Here is a 17,255-nt window from a genome sequence, read left to right on the forward strand (position 1 = left end):
AAAGTATGTCAGTTACATCACTTGGTGTTGGTTCTGGTCTAGACCTTGAAACCCTCGTAGAGAATATGATCTCGGTGCAGCGAGACACTAAGGTTAGCGCATACGAAGATAAAATCAGTGACTACGAATCAGAAGTTTCTGCCTACGGTGCGATAAAATCCGCATTAGAAAAGTTTGAAACCTCCGTCGAAACCCTTGCAGACAGTGATCTATTCACTGGTCGTACTGCTACCCTTACCCAGCCAACCAGCGGCGATATCATTTCAGTTGAGGCTGACAGTGATGCGTCTAATGGCTCCTACAATATCTCTGTTTCCCAATTGGCCCAAGGCAGTCGAAGTGTGTCCGCGGCAGGCTTATTTAGCACCTCTGATGATGTAGTCAGCAGTGTTGGTGGTGATTTAACTTTCACCGCTGGAGACGAAACCTTCACCATTAGCGTTGCGGCTGGTACGACTCTTTCTGAGCTTCGCGAACAAATCAATGATGATGAGAATAACTTTGGTGTGTCCGCTAACTTAGTAGATGACGGCTCAGGTAACGTTTATTTGACGCTAAATTCTGATGTGACAGGTGATGGCAATGATTTGGTCGTTACCAATACGGACGAATCTTTAGACAGCGTGTCTTCTGTGGCGACGGGGGCTGGTACCGCAGGGTTAAGTATTGCTGCGGATGATGCTGCTCAGGATGCAGTGATCGATGTGGATGGTATTGAAATTCGCAGCGACACTAATACCTTTGAGGGAGCTGTTTCAGGTTTAACGATCAAAACCTTGGCGGTGTCTGAAACGGACGCGAATGGTGATCCAGAAGCGGCTACAGCAACGGTAGATTACGACACTGAAACCGTTCAAGAAACCCTAGAAGGTTTTGTCTCAGCATATAACTCATTGCTCTCTGTCTTCGATACTTATACAGATTCGGATGCCATATTAAATGGCAGCAGCTTGGTTCGGGGACTTGAAGGTACCTTGAATAGCGATTTGATGACCATTTTTGATGATGCAGGCTCCTTAAGTACCATCTTTGATCTCGGTATTGAAATGGCCGATGATGGCACCTTATCTTTAGATAGCACTGCTTTCGCAGATGCTATGGAGGAAAGCTACGATGATGTGGTATCGCTTTTCTCTGGTGATACGGGGTTGGCCAGTATCATGGAAGACATGTTGAGTAATTACACTGGCTCAAGTGGCCTGTTGAAAGACATGGTTGATACGTCACAAGCTTCTGCGGATAAAACAGAAGAGTCATTGGAGAATTTCGAATATCGCATGGAGCTTTACGAAGAGCAATTACGTGCTCGATTTACGACATTGGATACGCTCTTGGCGAACTTGAGTTCCAATGGTGACTACTTGTTAACTCAGCTAAGCAGCTTAAGCAGTAGCTAATTAAGGCTCGTTGTAACATAAGAGGTTGATATGTACGCGAATAAAGGCATTCAGGCCTACAAAAAAGACTCACTTAAGTCTGATCTGGCGTCAGCAGACCCCCATCGAATTATTCAGTTGTTAATGCAAGGGGCTTTAGAGCGTTTGGCTCTTGGCAAAGGGCATATTGAGCGTCGAGATATGGCTGCCAAAGCGGCTACTCTTACGCGAGTGGTTGAAATTATTAACGCCCTGCGTGATGCGCTGGATCGTGATGCCAATCCTGAATTAGTTGATAATCTGGACTCATTGTATTCCTACATGATTGAACAGGTGAACGAGGCCAGTGCCCAACAAGACACCTCAAAGCTAGATTTAGTAATGAGACTTATGCTTGAGATTAAAGGGGCATGGGACCAGATTAGTGATGTAGCCAAGCAGGAAGCGGCACAAGCTCATGCCTAATGCCTTAAAAGATATTGAAAGCAGTGATATAGATGTGCTGGCTTTGGTGCCATATCTTGAAAAAGCGATTGCTGAAAAAGATATAGAGTCACTGCAAAAGATAGATCTTGGTCTACGGAAAATGATTCAATCGGGGGAGGTGTCACAACAAAAAGTGGCATCCCAAGCGGATGAATATCGCCATCTATATGAGCTAATTCGTCAGTCAGAAGCAGTTGTTAAATCCGAAAGAGCTGCTTTAAAAAAAGAACAATCTCATTTAATGAAAAAGAGAAAAGGCTCAAAAGGCTATTCAGAAATAGGGAAGCTGTAATGCAGGAAGATACCCTTGGCTTTAAAGTTGATGAAACTATTATCGAGAGACTGAAGCAGGGCAAGGAAAGGCTGGTTGATAATGATGATATATTTTCGGCCCAGTACAGCAAAAATATGGAAGTATTAAAGCATTACTTCCCTGATATTCACAAAGAAATGTTGGCCTACGAACCTAGCAATAAAAATATATTTTTAGAGCGAGACGGTGCTTTAAATCTTTATTTTCCAGATACAGGTTACACTCTTTTTTCGGAAGAACCCTTCACTCAAATCGACCAGAAATATCGACTTTTTCGAGAAAAACCAGCACGAACTGTTATAAATGTTGAGGCAAATCGAAAAAAACAATCTCGCCACGAATACTATCTTAGCCTTGTTCAAGAAAAGAAGATTGAAAAGAAAAAAGATTTAGCTTCCTATTCTGGGTTGCCTGATTTTATTGGTGGAGTAATTCTTTTTGGCTTTGATTTTGGCTATCAGTTGATTCGTATTCTTGATGAACATCATGTGAATCACATCTACATTTACGAAGAGAATATTGATCTGTTTTATTATTCGCTTTTTGCTATTGATTGGCAGTGGGTAGTAACGGAGATGGAAGCGCGTGATAGTACATTGCATTTCTTTCTCGGACTAGATGAAAAGAGTTTTACCAATAAATATTTAAGTGATATTCGCTACAATGGAATGTACATGGCAGCCCATACCTTCCTGTATATGGGTTACAGTCGTGAGCACATTAAATCAGTGCTCGATGAGTTCCATGACCAGTACTCCCGCCAAGTAATGGGGTGGGGTTTTTTTGATGATGGTATTATTGGTATTGGGCAATACCTTTCCCGCCGCACCTCAACATTCTTAGCGGTAACACCGAATTATGGTACTAAACAGGGCTTTAATAAAAACCTTGATTTACCTGTTTTTATTTTGGGGAATGGGCCATCACTAGATAAGAATATTGAGTTTGTTAAGGAAAATGCTGATAACGCAATTATTATCTCTTGCGGAACAACTATTAATACCTTGCGTAAATACGGTATTAAGCCTGATTATCAAGTTGACGTTGAGCGTTTGAAGCATACTGCAGAGAAACTGGCTTATATCGATAAGGAGTTTTTGTCTGGCATTACAGCTTTAACCGTGAATGTTATGCACCCCGACTTTTACGAATACTTCGATAAATGCTTAATAGGTTTGAAGCCTAGTGAGCCGATCTCATCGATTATGGCTCTAAGTAAAATTGTATCTGATGCAAACAGAAGTCGACTGATGACCATGAATTATTCGGCTCCTATTGTGGCGAATTTGGCAATGTCTTATGCCACGCTAATGGGCTTTTCTGATGTGTATTTGATTGGCGTGGATTGCGGTTTTAAAAACCCAGATGAGCATCATTCTAAGGCAAGTGGTTACTTCAAAGACGATGGTACTAGTACTGGTTTGTTGGAATATAAGCGGAATCTAGTTAAGCGGGAAGCCAATTTCGGTGGTGTGGCGTATACAACCGGTATGATGGACACATCAAGAATTCAGTTGGGTTTATCAATCTTACGCGCAAAAGAAAATAACAAGATGTTCCATTGTTACAATCTTTCTGATGGTATTAAGATTGAGGGGGCGTTGCCTTTAGCCGTAGATGATGCACTCATTATGCAATCTGGAGTTGAACAAAAAGAGGCGGTGAAGGCATATGTTTGGAAGCATTGTTCGGCAGAAGATTACGATGCAAATGTGGCAGCTGATGAAGGCTTAGCTGGAATCGAAGAGTCTTTTAGGGCCTTTTGCGATGACTCCCTCGGCTTTTTTGAGCAAGATATAAAAGATAAAAAAGATTTGTTGAGAGTGTTTGCTCAGTTCAATGCAAATATGATGAAGCAATATTATCTACAGACGCCTTATCATGCTGAGCTAATGTTTGGTTCTTTCATTTATTTTGCGAATGAGGTTCTAGATTTACTGCTGGGCTCTCCTGACGATTGTTTAGACACTGTGAGTGAAATGATAGAGCTGTTTAAAGAGCTCATTCAGGAAATGCCAGACATGCTAGCAAGTGCTCAAGACTATGTTGATAAAGGACGTGGACGTCTAGACGGGAAATTTAATGGTTAAAAATAAAGCGCCTATGGCGCTTTATTTTTTATGAACTCCCAAGAAATTGGCGTGCCACGCTCTATGTCTGAAGTCGCAATGGTGTCCAATACATCTGGTAGGTGTTTGGGAGCTAAGCCGTAACCGGGGCGAATGCTTCGAACATTATCTTCTGTCAGAGGTTCTCCTTGGCGAATGTCTTTCACCGCATACAGGGAACGACGAAACTGCACATTGCCTTTTTCTGCTTCCGTTAAGGTGTAATTTACTTTTCCTAGGGCCTGCCAGGCCATTTTGGTATCTCTGCAAAGAGCGCTTAACTCCTCTGGCTCCAATGAGAACGAATCATCAGGACCACCCCCTTGTCGATCAAGGGTAAAGTGTTTTTCAACAATCGCTGCACCCATGGCGATAGAAGTGATAGCGGTGATGTTTTCAATGGTGTGGTCTGAAAGGCCGACAACACACTCAAACCGCTCTGTCATATCAGCAACAGTGCGCAAATTATACTGATCTGCAGGGGTTGGATAGCCACTGACACAATGTAGGATCGCCAATTCGGTACAGCCTGCTTCTTTGGCAGCCTCGATCGCCTCTTGGATTTCATCTTGATTCGCCATGCCAGTTGAAATGATCAGTGGCTTTTTAGTGCGGGCGGCAGTTCGTATTAAGGGGAGGTCGATGGCTTCGAAAGAAGCAATCTTATAGGCAGGGGCATCGAGGGACTCCAGCAGTTCAATAGCAGTGGCGTCGAACGGAGAGCTAAAAATCGTTAGACCGAGCGATTTGGCTTTCTCAAATAAAGCTTTATGCCATTCCCATGGTGTGTAGGCTTGTTGATATAAGCTATAAAGCGTATTGCCATCCCATAGGCCACCGCGAATTTGAAAGTCTTCTTTATCACAATCTAGTGTAATCGTATCAGCCGTATACGTTTGTAATTTAACCGCATCAGCACCGGCTTCCTTGGCTATTTCCAGCAGTTTCAAAGCGTTTTCAAGCTTGCCGTTATGGTTGGCTGACACTTCCGCAATAATATACGGTGGGTAATCTGGGCCAATTCTTCGACCATCGATAGAGATAAATTTTGTCATAACTGGGCTCCGTTTATCGGTGGGCGCACATAGTGTTCGGAATCTATTTTGCCATAACCTGCCTTGGTGAATAAGGCATGGGAGGCCAGGTTGTCTAACAGCACCGTAGCATGAATGTGAATATGAGGATGGATAAGGTCCATTAAAGCGAGGCCTTTGGATGCGACACCTTTTCGGTAGTGATCAGGTGACACATAGATAGACACTAGATAGTGAAATGGGTGTAAGCGATCCAGTCTGACAGCGCCTAAGGCTTCATGGCTGTCTTTGATAAGGTAGAAGTAAGCATCCGCTTGAGCCAACTTACGTTGGAACCAAGCCTCATGGGTTGACCAGTCTGGTATATCAGGGGTTAAAGCATGCTGACGTGTCTTTGGATGACATTGCCATTGATAAATACGCTGGGCGTCTTGTGGTTGTGCGAGTGCTAAGTGATAACTATCCATACCTTGGGAAACGGCTTCTAATTGGTTTATTTCGGCGGCTACTCGATAGCCACCGAGTCCATCACAGATTGCCATCCCTCTTTTATGAAACCCCTGCCAATCGTTGACTAGTTGCATGACTGCTTCTGGTAACTTATGAATGTCTTCCTCTTTGAGCATCAAAGCAATATTGTGGCGACAAAGTTGTTCGCAGACATTCAATTGGTTTTCTGCAATAGGGATAATAATACTTGGAAGCCCCAAGCAGGCGCGCTCCCAACTTGTGGTTCCTGGCGCTCCTATTGCCATGTCATGGGACAGCATGAGGGCATCCATCTGATCAGAGAATGGGATATGCGTTACATTTGCTAAGCTGTCAGCTAGGCTCTTGATCTCATGATAATGAGGAGCATAAGGCGGTAAGAGCACAGTGATCTCTAGATCTAGACTACTAACTAATGAGTTCAACGCAGAACCTGTCATATTGTGCTGATCAACACCGCCAAAAGACATGAGAACTCGTATTGGGTGGTTGGAAAGGGCACGTTCATATGCATGCTCACGGGCGTTAGCAAAGGCTTGGCTGAGCAAAGCATATTGACTGCCACAAAGTACAACACCTTGAGCATCATATTCAGACTGGGAACGTCCAAGTGTCTGGTCGAGTATGATGTCTGCTGAATGGCGGCGTTTCAGGTCGTCAATAGCAAGGACGGGGACTGATAGTTGTTGCTGGATTTGTCGCTCCCAGTCTTGATCAAGAGCGTAGTGATCTACAACCACGAGTTCGATATCTTTTGCCTGATCACAAAACGCCGCAGCGTCTTCTGATTGGGTTCGAGTTAACCAACTGCCATATCCAGTGAGTAGGTTTTCTTTTGACACAGGTGTGTCTATCCCCCGTGTTGTAAACCCTCGTTCATGGATACGTGTGATTAAGTTTCCTGGTAGGGTTTGGCAATAGAATATCACCAAATGACCTTGGCTCTTAAGTATCTCGGCGAGAGCGAGGCAGCGCATTATGTGGCCACTGCCGATGTCCAGAGAGGCGTCAGCTCGTATGGCGATTTGCATGGGGGATCACATAGTGCTGGTACAAGGACTCGGCGAACAGCCAGTTTTCTAACGTATCAATATCCTGTACACGAGTTTGGGGTAATGCAACTATGGAGGCGTCGCCGTTGAAGATCGGTGTTTTATTGGTAAATGCGCTGACTTTACCCCAATAAAATTGGCCTGCATCGTGATAAGTTTTTGGAAGGTCTTGAGATCGAGTTTGCTCGAATTCCGGCATTACCATAGAGACCTTTTCGGATTGCAAAGTAATGGCTCTTTGAACAGGAAAAGCGTATTCCACTGCGCTAAACACATAGTTTAAAGCGTTAGAGCCGTTAAGTTTTTCCAGTCCTTGACGTAAGTCCTCGGCCAGTATTAATGGGGCAGTGGGGTAAATGCAACAGACGTTCTTTATGTCTGGTTGATTTGCTAAGAGCCAATTGGTCGCATGCGCCATCACATCAAGTGTGGTAGCAAAATCATCCGATAATTCTGCAGGGCGTTTAAACGGCACCTCTGCCCCAAATTCACGTGCAACGGCCGCGATTTCGTCGTCATCGGTAGAAACAATAATGCGGTCAAAGCAACCAGATGCCATGGCGGTTTCAATGGAATAAGCAATAATAGGCTTGCCATGAAAAAGCTTAATGTTTTTTCGCGGGATCCGCTTAGATCCTCCCCGTGCAGGAATAATCGCTACGTTCATGCAACAAACGCTCTATCAATGGCTTCTCTCAGAGCATTTGCAACGTAAACTTGCTCCTCATAGGTCAAATCTGGGTAGAGAGGCAAGCTTAAGCAACGCTGGTAGTATTCCTCTGATTGAGGGAAGTCTCCCCATGCGAACCCTTTTTCTTGGTAAAACGGCTGTGTGTGAACTGGAATATAGTGCACTTGAGTGCCTATTTGTTGTTCCCTTAAATACTGAAAAATCAACGCACGCTGGGGTTCTAACGCTTCAAAGAGCACAATCGGAAATAGGTGCCAACTGGAAAAGGCGTAATCTGCTTCGCTCGGTAGTTGGATTGGTAATCCTTGTAGCAGCTTGTAGTAGTTTTGTACCCGTTCACGGCGCTTTTCAATAAATTGGTTTAGGCGTTTTAATTGCGAAATACCTAAGGCTGCTTGCAGCTCTGTCATGCGGTAATTGAAGCCTAAATCCTGCTGCTCATAATACCAATCGCCGGGGGATCGGGTCTGAAATTCCCGTTTGTTTTTGGTCACACCTTGATGAACCAATAACCGCATAGCATCCGCTAACGGTTCTTTATTGGTGACGGCCATGCCGCCTTCTGCGGTGGTCATAACTTTAACTGGGTGGAAGCTGAAGACACAAATATCCGAGTACCGGCTGCCCACAGGCTGGCCTTTGAATTTGGCACCAATCGCGTGTGAGGCATCTTCAATAATATAAAAACCGTATTCTTTTGATAGCTCATGCAGAGCACGCATGTCACAAGGATGACCACCAAAATGCACTGGGATGACCACTTTAGGTAGGCGGTTTTGAAACTTGGCGAGTTCTAGCTTCTCTTTCAGTTGAATTGGACACAGGTTGTAGGTTTGAGGGTCAATATCCACAAAGTCCACTTGAGCATCGCAATATAAAGCACAATTGGCACTGGCAATGAAGGTATTGGGTGTGGTCCAAACTAAGTCACCTGGGCCAACGCCTAAGGCTAAACAGGCCACATGTAACGCTGATGTGGCACTGTTTGCAGCAATGGCATATTTACATTGGCTGAGTTCGGCAACCGAATTTTCAAATTCTGGTACTAATGGCCCCTGGGTTAAATAGTCCGACGTTAGAGCTTCACAGACGGCTTCAACGTCTGCAGCTGAGATGGATTGTCGGCCATAGGGGATAAATGCCTTACTCATTTTCGAACGCTTGAATATTTTCGACGGTTAAAAAATCAGGGTTGCTACCAGATTGGTATTCAAAGCCTGGCGCTACCAATTCACCTTTTTCGCCAATGGCATTGTTATCAAAGCTAAGCTCCCCGTGGAAAAACTTGATACTGGGAGCGATCACAAAGTGATCATGGAACTCATAAGTATGATAGGAGTCGTCTACAGGGCACATAACTTCATGCATTTTTTCCCCCGGACGAATGCCAATGTCTTCAATAGGAATATCTGGGGCGTAGGCTTGAGCTAAATCCTTAATTCGAACCGATGGGATTTTAGGGATGAAAATCTCGCCGCCACGCATACGCTCAAAGTTCTTCAGTACAAAATTGACGCCCATTTGCAGGGTGATCCAAAAACGAGTCATTTCTGGGTGTGTTACTGGGATGCTTTTCGCACCTTCTGCGACTTTCTTTTTAAATAATGGGACAACTGACCCGCGAGACCCCACTACATTGCCGTAGCGCACGACAGCAAAGCGAGTAGAGCCTTTGCCAACCGTGTTATTGGCAGCGACAAACAGCTTGTCTGAGGCGAGCTTGGTGGCGCCATATAGATTGATAGGGGCTGCTGCTTTATCCGTAGAAAGCGCAATGACTTTTTTGACATTGTTGGCAATGGCGGCTGCAATGACATTTTCAGCACCATGGATATTGGTTTTGATACATTCCATTGGATTGTATTCCGCCGCTGGCACTTGTTTTAATGCTGCTGCGTGGATTACAAAGTCCACATCTCGCATCGCTTGAGTGAGGCGGTCTTTATCGCGCACATCACCAATAAAGTAACGCATGCAGGGAGCATCGAATTCCTGTTGCATCTCGTACTGCTTGAGTTCGTCTCGGGAGTAAATGATCAATCGAGCAGGGCGGTAGTTTGCTAAGAGGGTTTCGACGTATTTTTTGCCGAATGAGCCTGTGCCGCCTGTAATTAAAATGCTTGCGTTATTGAACATGAGTCACTCTACCAATTGGATATAAAACTAATGATAACTTCTGTTATCGGCCGGGTACGAAATCTCTAAAGCACGATTTTGTCAATTTGCCTTATCTTCAAGTAATCAAAGGTGTGCGATATCTGCTATTGTAAAGCTAAATAAAACAATGTTTTATAAGTCGTAGCAAATTTTATTTTGGTACAGTCTGCGGCTTTTTTCCAACTATTGGCGCGTAGCATTGAGGAGCCCAATGTTTCAGTTTAAAGGAAACCGTCAGTATCTACATGGCACGGACTTTTATCGTTTTTCTCAGCAGTTAATGGCTCAGGCCTGTTCAGATTTCTCCCATATTTGCAGTCTTTCTTTTAGAAGCTTCGCAACACACCAATGCTCACTCAGTTTAACCGCTCCTGATGAGGCGGCTATTTCTCCCTGTAAAGGGGAAGCCATGACCCAAGCTGGTGAGAAGGTTTCATTTTGGTGGGTACAAACGGATAAGCCGGTAACAGAGCGCTATGAGTTTAATGAGGAACGTGCTGTCCATGGGGCGCTAATAAATGATGCTAAAGAAAGCATTTCAACGGCCGTTCAATATGAATATAGCACCATAGAAATGGTGGTAGCCCTGACAAAGGCGCTGCATTATGACTTTGCACCAAAGGTCGAGGGGAAATGGGTGTTTGCGCAGTTAAATGCCACAACGGCTTTGCCCGACTCATATAGCAGCCTGCAAATTAGCCTTAAAAATTATATACCTAACCGTTTTTCAGTGAGTCGAGTGCTGATTGATGACGCGGAGATTGGCACGATTCGGTTTATCGTTGGAGGTCCTTAATGACGATTGGTATTAAAGCAATTGGCAGTTATGTGCCAACGACAGCCCTAGATAACCTTGCTTTGGCTGAGTCTTTTGGAGAATCGGAAGATTTTGTGAAAGGAAAGCTGGGGGCGTTACGACTACCACGAAAGGAGGCGGACCAAGAAACCTCAGATTTGTGTGTGGAGGCGGTGAAAGCACTGCAAGCAAATACGTCTGAATTCGATCTTGATCAGGTCGATGCGATTGTAGTGGTCACTCAAAATGGCGATGGTTGTGGTCTACCTCACACAGCCGCGGTGGTGCAGAAAAAATTAGGGCTACGAACCGATATTGTTGCGTTTGATGTGTCCTTAGGGTGTTCTGGCTATGTGTATGGCTTGTATATTTTGCAAGGAATGATGCAGGCTTCGGGTTTGAAAAACGGCCTACTGATCACTGCTGATCCTTACTCAAAAGTAATTGATACGACAGATCGAGTGACTTCTATGTTGTTTGGTGATGCGGCCACAGCCACTTGGTTAGGCAGTTCTCCTGTCTTAAATCTCGGGGCGGTAGCTTATGGAACAGATGGTGAGGGCGAAGAGTTTTTGAAAGTTCATGATGGCATCTTATCCATGAACGGCCGCCAGGTGTTTAATTTCGCTGCCACTAAAGTTGCACCACACATCAAACAGGTGATCGAAAAGCAACAGCTGACAGAAGAAGATATTGATGCCTTTGTTGTGCATCAGGGAAGTGCTGCGATCGTTGATGCTATTTCGCGCCGCTTTCAACATAAAGAACGTTTTATTAAAGATATTGAAGATACGGGGAACACGGTATCCTCATCCATACCTTTATTGCTTGAGCGCCACATTCTAGCGTCGGTTAATACCTACCAAAACCTCATCGTATGTGGCTTTGGCGTGGGCTTTTCTTGGGCGACGGCCGTGTTATCAAGCAATCACTCATAAATTTTAAATACTATTCTAAAACATGCCGATGGCGGAGGGGACACCATGGTTACTCTAGAAAAATTAGTAGAATTAATGGCTCAGGCAGATATCAGTGTGGCAAAAGACGATGTTGCCCCAGAGACCACTTTTTCTGAGTTGGGGTTAGACAGCTTGGATATCTTTAATTTTTTTGTGGAAATCGACAATGAGCTAGGCGTTGCTATTCCTGATGAAGATTTTGAGCAGCTGAATTCTTTCGCTACCTTGCTTGATTACGTCAACGCAAAAGCCTAAGAGTTATTGGATGGATTATTCAAGACAAGATCTGCTCGATGCTTATCGTCGAGCAGGAGTGTGCGAAGGAAAAGTTGTTTACGTCACAGGAAACTTTGGACGGCTAGGTCGCTATGAATCCAAAGACAAGGCAACACTCTTTCAGGATCACTTTGATGTGTTAATGGAGCTGCTGGGGGAGACAGGTACTTTAGTGGTGCCCACCCATAGTTTTAAATTGGTGAATACCGATGAGCCATTCGACCCACATTTAACTCCCAGTGAAACCGGGCCATTTTCTGATTTTATTCGTCAGCAAGATATGGCATGTCGCCAGTTCCATCCTTTTTCATCTTCTACCGCCATCGGTGCACAAGCGCAGGAAATCTGTGGAGGTAAGTCTCGTCATGTTTACGGTGCAGGCACTCCCTTTGATGCCATGGTTAAGAGGGATGCTTTATTCCTTGCTCTCGGTAAAGAAGCGCGTAACAGTGTCAGTCTTGTGCATCACGTGGAGCTCGCTGCTGCTGTGCCATATCGCTATGTGAAAGAGTTTATGAAGCCTGTTGTGCGCCAAGAGGCCGTGCAGGTTGAACCCTTTTATCTGCATGTTTTGTATCGCGATATGGAGGTAGAGCGAGATCGGAATGTGACCATTATGGCGTCTTTTGAGCAGCAGCATGAGTTGCATAAAGTCCCCTTGGGGCGTTCCTTTATAGAATCTTTTTCTATGTCTCAGTTCTACGATCATGTATTGCAGTTAATGATCGAAAACCCATTTATTTGGCTCCGTAAGGAACCTCAGACTAAGCCTTTTCAAAAATGATTAACGAGCAAGAAAAAAACGCCATCTCTGGGCAGATGTACAATTGGGTTAAAGACTTGTTCCCTGTTTGTCGAAGCCTAACCGGCCCTGGAGTGAGAGAGACCCTTTCTTACATACAAAAGGTTGTGCCTGAATTAGGTGTCAAAGCAGTTCCCAGTGGCAGTCTGGCTTTTGATTGGACGGTTCCTCCTGAATGGCACATCCGCGACGCTTGGGTAGAGCATGAAAGTGGCGAGCGGGTGATTGATTTTGCTGATCACAATTTACATGTGTTGGGCTATTCCACTGCCTTTGATGGTACGGTGTCTTTAGAAGAGTTACAGGAACACCTGTACTCGATACCTGAACAGCCAGATGCGATTCCGTATGTGACGTCATACTACAAGGAGCGCTGGGGCTTTTGTCTTACCCATGAGGCTCGTCAGCGCCTGAAGCCAGGTCATTATCATGTGCATGTGGACTCTGATCTTACCCCAGGCGTGTTGAACTATGGTGAGCTTGTGCTGCCAGGGGAAACAGAAGAAGAGATCTTGCTGACCACTTATGTGTGTCACCCATCTATGGCCAATAATGAGCTTTCTGGCCCTGCTGTGCTGATGGCGCTGATTCAGACCTTAAAGGATATGCCGTCGAGAAAGTACACTTACCGATTGCTATTTTTACCTGAAACCATTGGTTCAATTGTGTACTTGTCACAGCATCTAGAGCATTTACAGCAACATGTGAAAGCTGGCTTTGTGGTGACCTGTGTAGGGGATGATCTGGCTTATTCTTACTTGCCAAGCCGAAAAGGCGGGACCTTATCAGACCGTGCTGCGCAGCATGTTCTGCGTTTTATTGGCAGTGAGGTGACCCACTACACTTGGCTAGATCGCGGTAGTGATGAGCGTCAGTTTTGTGCTCCAGGGGTGGATTTGCCCATGTGTGCCATGATGCGATCCAAATATGGGGAATACCCAGAATATCATACATCGTTAGATAACTTAGATTTTATCTCAGAAGCAGGACTATACGGCGGTTATCTTGCTTTACGTCGAGCCATAGAGGCAATTGAACACAATCATTATCCGAAGGTAACTGTGCTCTGTGAGCCCCAGTTAGGTAAACGCGGTCTATACCCAACCATTTCCTCTAAAGGCCATGCGGACCATGTGCGTGCCATGATGAACTTTATCAGTTACTGCGATGGGGAAATGGATTTGATTGAGATCGCAGAGCGAATCAATGAGCCTATTTGGGAAATAATTCCGATCATGAAAACTTTAAATCGCGAAGGGCTGATCACCTACTAAAGGTGGTCAGCAGGCTTCGCCACACATCCCACTAGGTGATCTTCCACCATGCCTGTCGCCTGCATAAAGGCATAGCAAATGGTCGGGCCAAAGAATTTAAAACCTCGTTTTTTCATGTCTTTTGAAATCTTCTCCGCCAGCGGCGTGACTGCGGGCACATCAGCGAGGGTTTTAGGAGTATTCACTGTGACTTTGTGGTCGTTAAAGCCCCAGTAATAGTCTGAAAATGAGCCAAATTCTTCTGCGATGCGTAAAAAGGCTTGGGCGTTGGTGAGGGTGGCGGCGATCTTACCGCGATGGCGAATGATGCTTGGGTCGAGTACTAAACGCTCTATGTCGTCCTCGGACATGTTCGCTACCTTAATGGGATCAAAACCGTGAAAGGCTGCTCGGTAACCTTCTCGCTTACGCAATATGGTGCTCCAGCTGAGGCCTGCTTGGGCGCTTTCGAGGACGATGAATTCAAACAAGGTGTGATCATCTTTTACGGGAATACCCCATTCTTTGTCGTGGTATTCAATGTACTCAGGGAAGCCTAGGCACCAGTCACAACGCATGTCCGCCATGGTATGTTTCCTTAGTGAGTTTAAATAAATCTGACTCTATTACCTATTTGGCGCTGGAGCAAATCTGTTTAGGGATGCATCGATTCAAAGCGTGTTTTAGCGTTATCATAGCAAGCAAACACCTGTATCAGGGGGCGTATCCTGATCGCGAGTACGATAAGGAAGAGAATTCATGTTTAAACCGACTTACCAGCAAAGCGATGTCGATGTTCAAAAAGACGAAGTGGTCTATGACGGCTTTTTTAAAATGCATAAGCGCACCTTGCGTCATCGTAAGTTCAATGGGGAATGGTCCGATACCATGACCCGAGAAATGATGGTGCGCCCCGATGCGGTGTGCGTGCTGTTATTTGATCCAGTGAAAGACAAATTACTGCTAATAGAGCAATTTCGTCCCTGTTTGCCCGCTCACGAATCCCCATGGTTATTGGAGCTGGTGGCAGGCATGGTGGAAGAAGGGGAGTCTGATGAAGATGTGGCGCGCCGTGAATCCCTAGAAGAAGCCGGAGTGGAAGTGCTGCGCATGGAATACATGATGCGTTTTGTGCCATCTCCAGGTGGGTTAGTTGAGCACTTGCGTATGTACGCAGGGGAGTTTGAGTCTGACAAGGTGGACTTGACTGCCACCATGGGGTTGGACGAAGAGCACGAAGACATCAAGTTGCATCTTATCGCAGCGGATGAGGTTCAAGGTTTGTTGGATCAAGACATTGTTAATGCGAGTACTATCATGGGCTTACAGTGGTTTATGTTGAACAAACACAAGCTACTCACAGCTTGGACAGAGAGCAAGTAACCTATGTTAGTGAAGTGGCTTCCTTGGCCTTGGGCAAAACCGTTTATCGGCTTGTTGTCGCTGGTCTTTGTGAACAGCAATATTTTGGTCTGCGGCATTGCCATTCATGCCATTGGCTTATTTGGCTGGCTCACAGGAAAGTCCAGCGCATGGTCACGCCCTAAGGTAGATATCTGGTATCGAGGTTGGGTCAGAGCCTGTGAGTGGTGGTTTCATCGGATGCTGGGGGTCACTTGGCAGTTGGATGAAAGCTTTAAGCCGAAGGCCGACCAGTGGCACCTAATTATTGCTAACCATCAGACGTGGGTGGATGCCTTTGTGTTGTTGGCCCAAGTGCAAGGGCGCGTCCCCATGCCGCGGATATTTATGAAAGATACCCTAGGCTGGCTGCCTTTGGTGGGCTCAGCAACGAAAATCATGGGCTTTCCCCATGTAAAACGTTACAGCAAGGCCAAGCTAGCACGACATCCTGAGCTGATGGGTAAGGATCTGGCCACCACACAAAAATCCTGTGAGTCGCTAATGTCGAGCCCCAGTGCTGTGATGAGTTTTGTGGAAGGGACTCGCTTTACCCTCGCCAAACATAAGGCCCAACAGTCTCCCTATGAAAAGCTACTTCGACCTAAAGCCGGGGGCATTTTCATGGTACTGCAAGCCATGCCAGGTAAGTTTACCCGCATCACGGACGTCAACATTGTTTATGGCGATAAAGTGGTGTCCTACTGGGATTTATTGTGTGGGCGCGTTGGACCTGTGCAGGTTAGGGTGCGCCATGTTCCTTTACCAGTCCGGTTTCAAGGGGCGCTTTCTGAGCAAGATAAGTCTGAGTTTTTTGAGTGGTTTAATGGCTATTGGCAAGGGAAAGATGATTCCTTAGTGGCAGATGAGGCGGACTGTTCTATCCTTGAAATGAATCGAAATGCCCCCATTAATGGTGAAAATGGTTTACAAAGTTAACAAAACGACAGCGAATGAGATGATCCATGCAACACCCATATGTACCGAATTTAGCCCAGCTACAGCTACTAGGAGAGTTGAATTATCGACGTCTCGGTAAGCTTGTGCGTGGCTATGAAGAGGACGATGCATGGCACTTCACTATTCATACGGCGGGGCAACAAAGTCATCTCTCGTTAGAGCTAACGGAAGAAAGCCGCTTTACGGCACAACTAACCCTGACGTTTTCACCGCAGATCTCCGTTAAATTACCCTTCAACAGTGATTTGGTCATGACTGTGCGCCTGTACCATGACGTAGGCATTGCTGAAATCACCGATGGTCATCGTCATTACCAAGGGGCTTATCCGTACCCCAATGACGATATGCATCATCGAGATGAGAAGTTTCGTCTAAATCAACAATTGTCTGATTTGCTTGAGCTGTGCCTGAAGCATGGCCACCGCATGACGGATCTGCCAAATATCCAATTTGCCTGATTTGGCTTAATGGCACGGAGCCTGCTATGCCCTTTTTGATGTATGTGCACGGCTTTAATAGCTCTGAAAAATCCTACAAATCTCAGCAAGTAAAACAGCGTATGGAAGCCCTTGGCTTAGGAGAGCACTTTGCTTGCCCTCGTTTGCCCTGGCAGCCAGCGAAAGCGATTGCAGAGTTATCTGATTTTATTGAACAACGCCTAGCAGAGGAGCATGAAGTGGCCTTGGTGGGAAGCTCCCTAGGCGGTTTCTACGCCACTTACTTAGGGGAGCGCTTTCAGTTGCCTGTGGTGTTGGTAAACCCTGCGGTGGAAGCGCCAAAACTCCTACGCCACTATCTTGGCCCTCAGCATAATCCTTATACTGACGAGCATTATGTATTGGCCGAGCGCCACATGGGGGAGCTGGAGGCCATCGATATCGCAGCGCCAGAGACTTCGCGCACATGGCTTATGGTGCAGGAGCAAGATGAGGTGCTGGATTACCGTGCGGCGCTTCAACGTTACCCCACACCGGCAAAGTTGACCCACGAAGAAGGGGGCGACCACAGCTTTGTAAAATTTGATCGTTTTATAGACGAAATTTTGCGTTTTAGCGGATTTTCTGTTTGAAATCTCACCATTACCTGATACTAAGTTTGCTAC

The 17,255-nt window shown here is 45.6% G+C and carries 19 protein-coding genes; 13 read left to right on the plus strand and 6 right to left on the minus strand.

Annotation, left to right across the window (positions count from 1 at the left end; all coding sequences use genetic code 11):
- Positions 1–5: 5 nt before the first annotated feature.
- The 4 genes from fliD to ACZ5DR_RS08505 are packed head-to-tail and all read left to right on the plus strand — an operon-like array spanning position 6 to position 4,265.
- Entirely contained in the window at positions 6–1,397 is a 1,392-nt protein-coding gene (gene fliD / locus ACZ5DR_RS08490) for a flagellar filament capping protein FliD (protein ID WP_377368596.1), read from the plus strand.
- Between the two features lie 30 nt (positions 1,398–1,427).
- Positions 1,428–1,841, plus strand: a complete 414-nt coding sequence (fliS, locus tag ACZ5DR_RS08495) for a flagellar export chaperone FliS (RefSeq protein ID WP_377368594.1) — start codon at positions 1,428–1,430, stop codon at positions 1,839–1,841.
- Positions 1,834–2,154, plus strand: coding sequence for a hypothetical protein (locus ACZ5DR_RS08500; RefSeq protein WP_377368592.1), 321 nt, complete (start codon positions 1,834–1,836; stop codon positions 2,152–2,154). Before fliS ends, ACZ5DR_RS08500 begins: the two co-directional genes overlap by 8 nt.
- Positions 2,154–4,265, plus strand: coding sequence for a motility associated factor glycosyltransferase family protein (locus tag ACZ5DR_RS08505; protein ID WP_377368590.1), 2,112 nt, complete (start codon positions 2,154–2,156; stop codon positions 4,263–4,265). The genes ACZ5DR_RS08500 and ACZ5DR_RS08505 overlap by 1 nt, the downstream gene beginning before the upstream one ends.
- Positions 4,266–4,276: 11 nt before the next feature.
- Here the strand turns inward: ACZ5DR_RS08505 and pseI are convergent, their stop codons facing one another.
- From pseI to pseB, 5 genes are read right to left on the minus strand one after another with little or no spacing between them, the layout of a single operon-like run.
- Positions 4,277–5,338, minus strand: coding sequence for a pseudaminic acid synthase (gene pseI, locus ACZ5DR_RS08510; RefSeq protein WP_377368588.1), 1,062 nt, complete (start codon positions 5,336–5,338; stop codon positions 4,277–4,279).
- Positions 5,335–6,837, minus strand: coding sequence for a UDP-2,4-diacetamido-2,4,6-trideoxy-beta-L-altropyranose hydrolase (gene pseG, locus ACZ5DR_RS08515; RefSeq protein WP_377368586.1), 1,503 nt, complete (start codon positions 6,835–6,837; stop codon positions 5,335–5,337). The genes pseI and pseG overlap by 4 nt, the downstream gene beginning before the upstream one ends.
- A complete protein-coding gene (gene pseF, locus ACZ5DR_RS08520) occupies positions 6,815–7,525 on the minus strand; it encodes a pseudaminic acid cytidylyltransferase (protein ID WP_377368584.1) in 711 nt (236 codons plus the stop codon). The genes pseG and pseF overlap by 23 nt, the downstream gene beginning before the upstream one ends.
- Complete coding sequence (gene pseC, locus ACZ5DR_RS08525; RefSeq protein WP_377368582.1) at positions 7,522–8,700, minus strand: UDP-4-amino-4,6-dideoxy-N-acetyl-beta-L-altrosamine transaminase; 1,179 nt, start codon at positions 8,698–8,700, stop codon at positions 7,522–7,524. Before pseC ends, pseF begins: the two co-directional genes overlap by 4 nt.
- Positions 8,693–9,685 carry a UDP-N-acetylglucosamine 4,6-dehydratase (inverting) gene (gene pseB, locus ACZ5DR_RS08530; protein WP_377368580.1) on the minus strand — a complete coding sequence of 331 codons (993 nt, stop codon included), beginning with the start codon at positions 9,683–9,685 and terminating at the stop codon, positions 8,693–8,695. Before pseB ends, pseC begins: the two co-directional genes overlap by 8 nt.
- A 232-nt stretch (positions 9,686–9,917) precedes the next feature.
- Between pseB and ACZ5DR_RS08535 the strand changes: the two genes are divergently transcribed.
- Genes ACZ5DR_RS08535 through ACZ5DR_RS08555 form a run of 5 tightly spaced genes read left to right on the plus strand, consistent with a single transcriptional unit; the run spans position 9,918 to position 13,813 of the window.
- A complete protein-coding gene (locus ACZ5DR_RS08535) occupies positions 9,918–10,502 on the plus strand; it encodes a hypothetical protein (RefSeq protein ID WP_377368578.1) in 585 nt (194 codons plus the stop codon).
- Complete coding sequence (locus ACZ5DR_RS08540; RefSeq protein ID WP_377368577.1) at positions 10,502–11,440, plus strand: ketoacyl-ACP synthase III; 939 nt, start codon at positions 10,502–10,504, stop codon at positions 11,438–11,440. The genes ACZ5DR_RS08535 and ACZ5DR_RS08540 overlap by 1 nt, the downstream gene beginning before the upstream one ends.
- Before the next feature lie 45 nt (positions 11,441–11,485).
- A complete protein-coding gene (locus ACZ5DR_RS08545; protein ID WP_377368576.1) occupies positions 11,486–11,716 on the plus strand; it encodes an acyl carrier protein in 231 nt (76 codons plus the stop codon).
- Positions 11,717–11,726: 10 nt separating this feature from the next.
- Positions 11,727–12,521 carry an AAC(3) family N-acetyltransferase gene (locus ACZ5DR_RS08550; RefSeq protein WP_377368575.1) on the plus strand — a complete coding sequence of 265 codons (795 nt, stop codon included), beginning with the start codon at positions 11,727–11,729 and terminating at the stop codon, positions 12,519–12,521.
- Positions 12,518–13,813 carry a DUF4910 domain-containing protein gene (locus tag ACZ5DR_RS08555; protein WP_377368573.1) on the plus strand — a complete coding sequence of 432 codons (1,296 nt, stop codon included), beginning with the start codon at positions 12,518–12,520 and terminating at the stop codon, positions 13,811–13,813. Before ACZ5DR_RS08550 ends, ACZ5DR_RS08555 begins: the two co-directional genes overlap by 4 nt.
- On the opposite strand, the gene ACZ5DR_RS08560 is transcribed toward ACZ5DR_RS08555, so the two are convergent.
- On the minus strand, positions 13,810–14,379 hold the full coding sequence (locus tag ACZ5DR_RS08560) for a DNA-3-methyladenine glycosylase I (RefSeq protein WP_377368571.1): 570 nt from the start codon (positions 14,377–14,379) through the stop codon (positions 13,810–13,812). The two genes, ACZ5DR_RS08555 and ACZ5DR_RS08560, sit on opposite strands and share 4 nt — an antisense overlap.
- A gap of 172 nt (positions 14,380–14,551) precedes the next feature.
- Here ACZ5DR_RS08560 and ACZ5DR_RS08565 point away from each other — a divergent pair, with 172 nt between their 5' ends.
- From ACZ5DR_RS08565 to ACZ5DR_RS08580, 4 genes are read left to right on the plus strand one after another with little or no spacing between them, the layout of a single operon-like run.
- A complete protein-coding gene (locus ACZ5DR_RS08565; protein ID WP_377368569.1) occupies positions 14,552–15,175 on the plus strand; it encodes an NUDIX domain-containing protein in 624 nt (207 codons plus the stop codon).
- A 3-nt stretch (positions 15,176–15,178) separates the two neighbouring features.
- The gene (locus tag ACZ5DR_RS08570) at positions 15,179–16,132 is read left to right on the plus strand and encodes an acetyltransferase (protein ID WP_377368567.1); all 954 of its coding nucleotides are present in this window, start codon (positions 15,179–15,181) and stop codon (positions 16,130–16,132) included.
- Between the two features lie 26 nt (positions 16,133–16,158).
- The gene (locus ACZ5DR_RS08575) at positions 16,159–16,611 is read left to right on the plus strand and encodes a DUF1249 domain-containing protein (RefSeq protein ID WP_377368565.1); all 453 of its coding nucleotides are present in this window, start codon (positions 16,159–16,161) and stop codon (positions 16,609–16,611) included.
- A 26-nt stretch (positions 16,612–16,637) separates the two neighbouring features.
- Positions 16,638–17,222 (plus strand): YqiA/YcfP family alpha/beta fold hydrolase, encoded by a 585-nt coding sequence (locus ACZ5DR_RS08580; RefSeq protein WP_377368563.1) that lies wholly within the window; start codon positions 16,638–16,640, stop codon positions 17,220–17,222.
- Positions 17,223–17,255: the final 33 nt, after the last annotated feature.

It is taken from the genome of Marinomonas vaga, from assembly GCF_055388305.1.

Coding starts and splice junctions, on each gene's coding strand:
- fliD (WP_377368596.1), top strand. CDS start 6: ATGTCAGTTACATCACTTGGTGTTGGTTCTGGTCTAGACCTTGAAACC.
- fliS (WP_377368594.1), top strand. CDS start 1,428: ATGTACGCGAATAAAGGCATTCAGGCCTACAAAAAAGACTCACTTAAG.
- ACZ5DR_RS08500 (WP_377368592.1), top strand. CDS start 1,834: ATGCCTAATGCCTTAAAAGATATTGAAAGCAGTGATATAGATGTGCTG.
- ACZ5DR_RS08505 (WP_377368590.1), top strand. CDS start 2,154: ATGCAGGAAGATACCCTTGGCTTTAAAGTTGATGAAACTATTATCGAG.
- pseI (WP_377368588.1), bottom strand. CDS start 5,338: ATGACAAAATTTATCTCTATCGATGGTCGAAGAATTGGCCCAGATTAC.
- pseG (WP_377368586.1), bottom strand. CDS start 6,837: ATGCAAATCGCCATACGAGCTGACGCCTCTCTGGACATCGGCAGTGGC.
- pseF (WP_377368584.1), bottom strand. CDS start 7,525: ATGAACGTAGCGATTATTCCTGCACGGGGAGGATCTAAGCGGATCCCG.
- pseC (WP_377368582.1), bottom strand. CDS start 8,700: ATGAGTAAGGCATTTATCCCCTATGGCCGACAATCCATCTCAGCTGCA.
- pseB (WP_377368580.1), bottom strand. CDS start 9,685: ATGTTCAATAACGCAAGCATTTTAATTACAGGCGGCACAGGCTCATTC.
- ACZ5DR_RS08535 (WP_377368578.1), top strand. CDS start 9,918: ATGTTTCAGTTTAAAGGAAACCGTCAGTATCTACATGGCACGGACTTT.
- ACZ5DR_RS08540 (WP_377368577.1), top strand. CDS start 10,502: ATGACGATTGGTATTAAAGCAATTGGCAGTTATGTGCCAACGACAGCC.
- ACZ5DR_RS08545 (WP_377368576.1), top strand. CDS start 11,486: ATGGTTACTCTAGAAAAATTAGTAGAATTAATGGCTCAGGCAGATATC.
- ACZ5DR_RS08550 (WP_377368575.1), top strand. CDS start 11,727: ATGGATTATTCAAGACAAGATCTGCTCGATGCTTATCGTCGAGCAGGA.
- ACZ5DR_RS08555 (WP_377368573.1), top strand. CDS start 12,518: ATGATTAACGAGCAAGAAAAAAACGCCATCTCTGGGCAGATGTACAAT.
- ACZ5DR_RS08560 (WP_377368571.1), bottom strand. CDS start 14,379: ATGGCGGACATGCGTTGTGACTGGTGCCTAGGCTTCCCTGAGTACATT.
- ACZ5DR_RS08565 (WP_377368569.1), top strand. CDS start 14,552: ATGTTTAAACCGACTTACCAGCAAAGCGATGTCGATGTTCAAAAAGAC.
- ACZ5DR_RS08570 (WP_377368567.1), top strand. CDS start 15,179: ATGTTAGTGAAGTGGCTTCCTTGGCCTTGGGCAAAACCGTTTATCGGC.
- ACZ5DR_RS08575 (WP_377368565.1), top strand. CDS start 16,159: ATGCAACACCCATATGTACCGAATTTAGCCCAGCTACAGCTACTAGGA.
- ACZ5DR_RS08580 (WP_377368563.1), top strand. CDS start 16,638: ATGCCCTTTTTGATGTATGTGCACGGCTTTAATAGCTCTGAAAAATCC.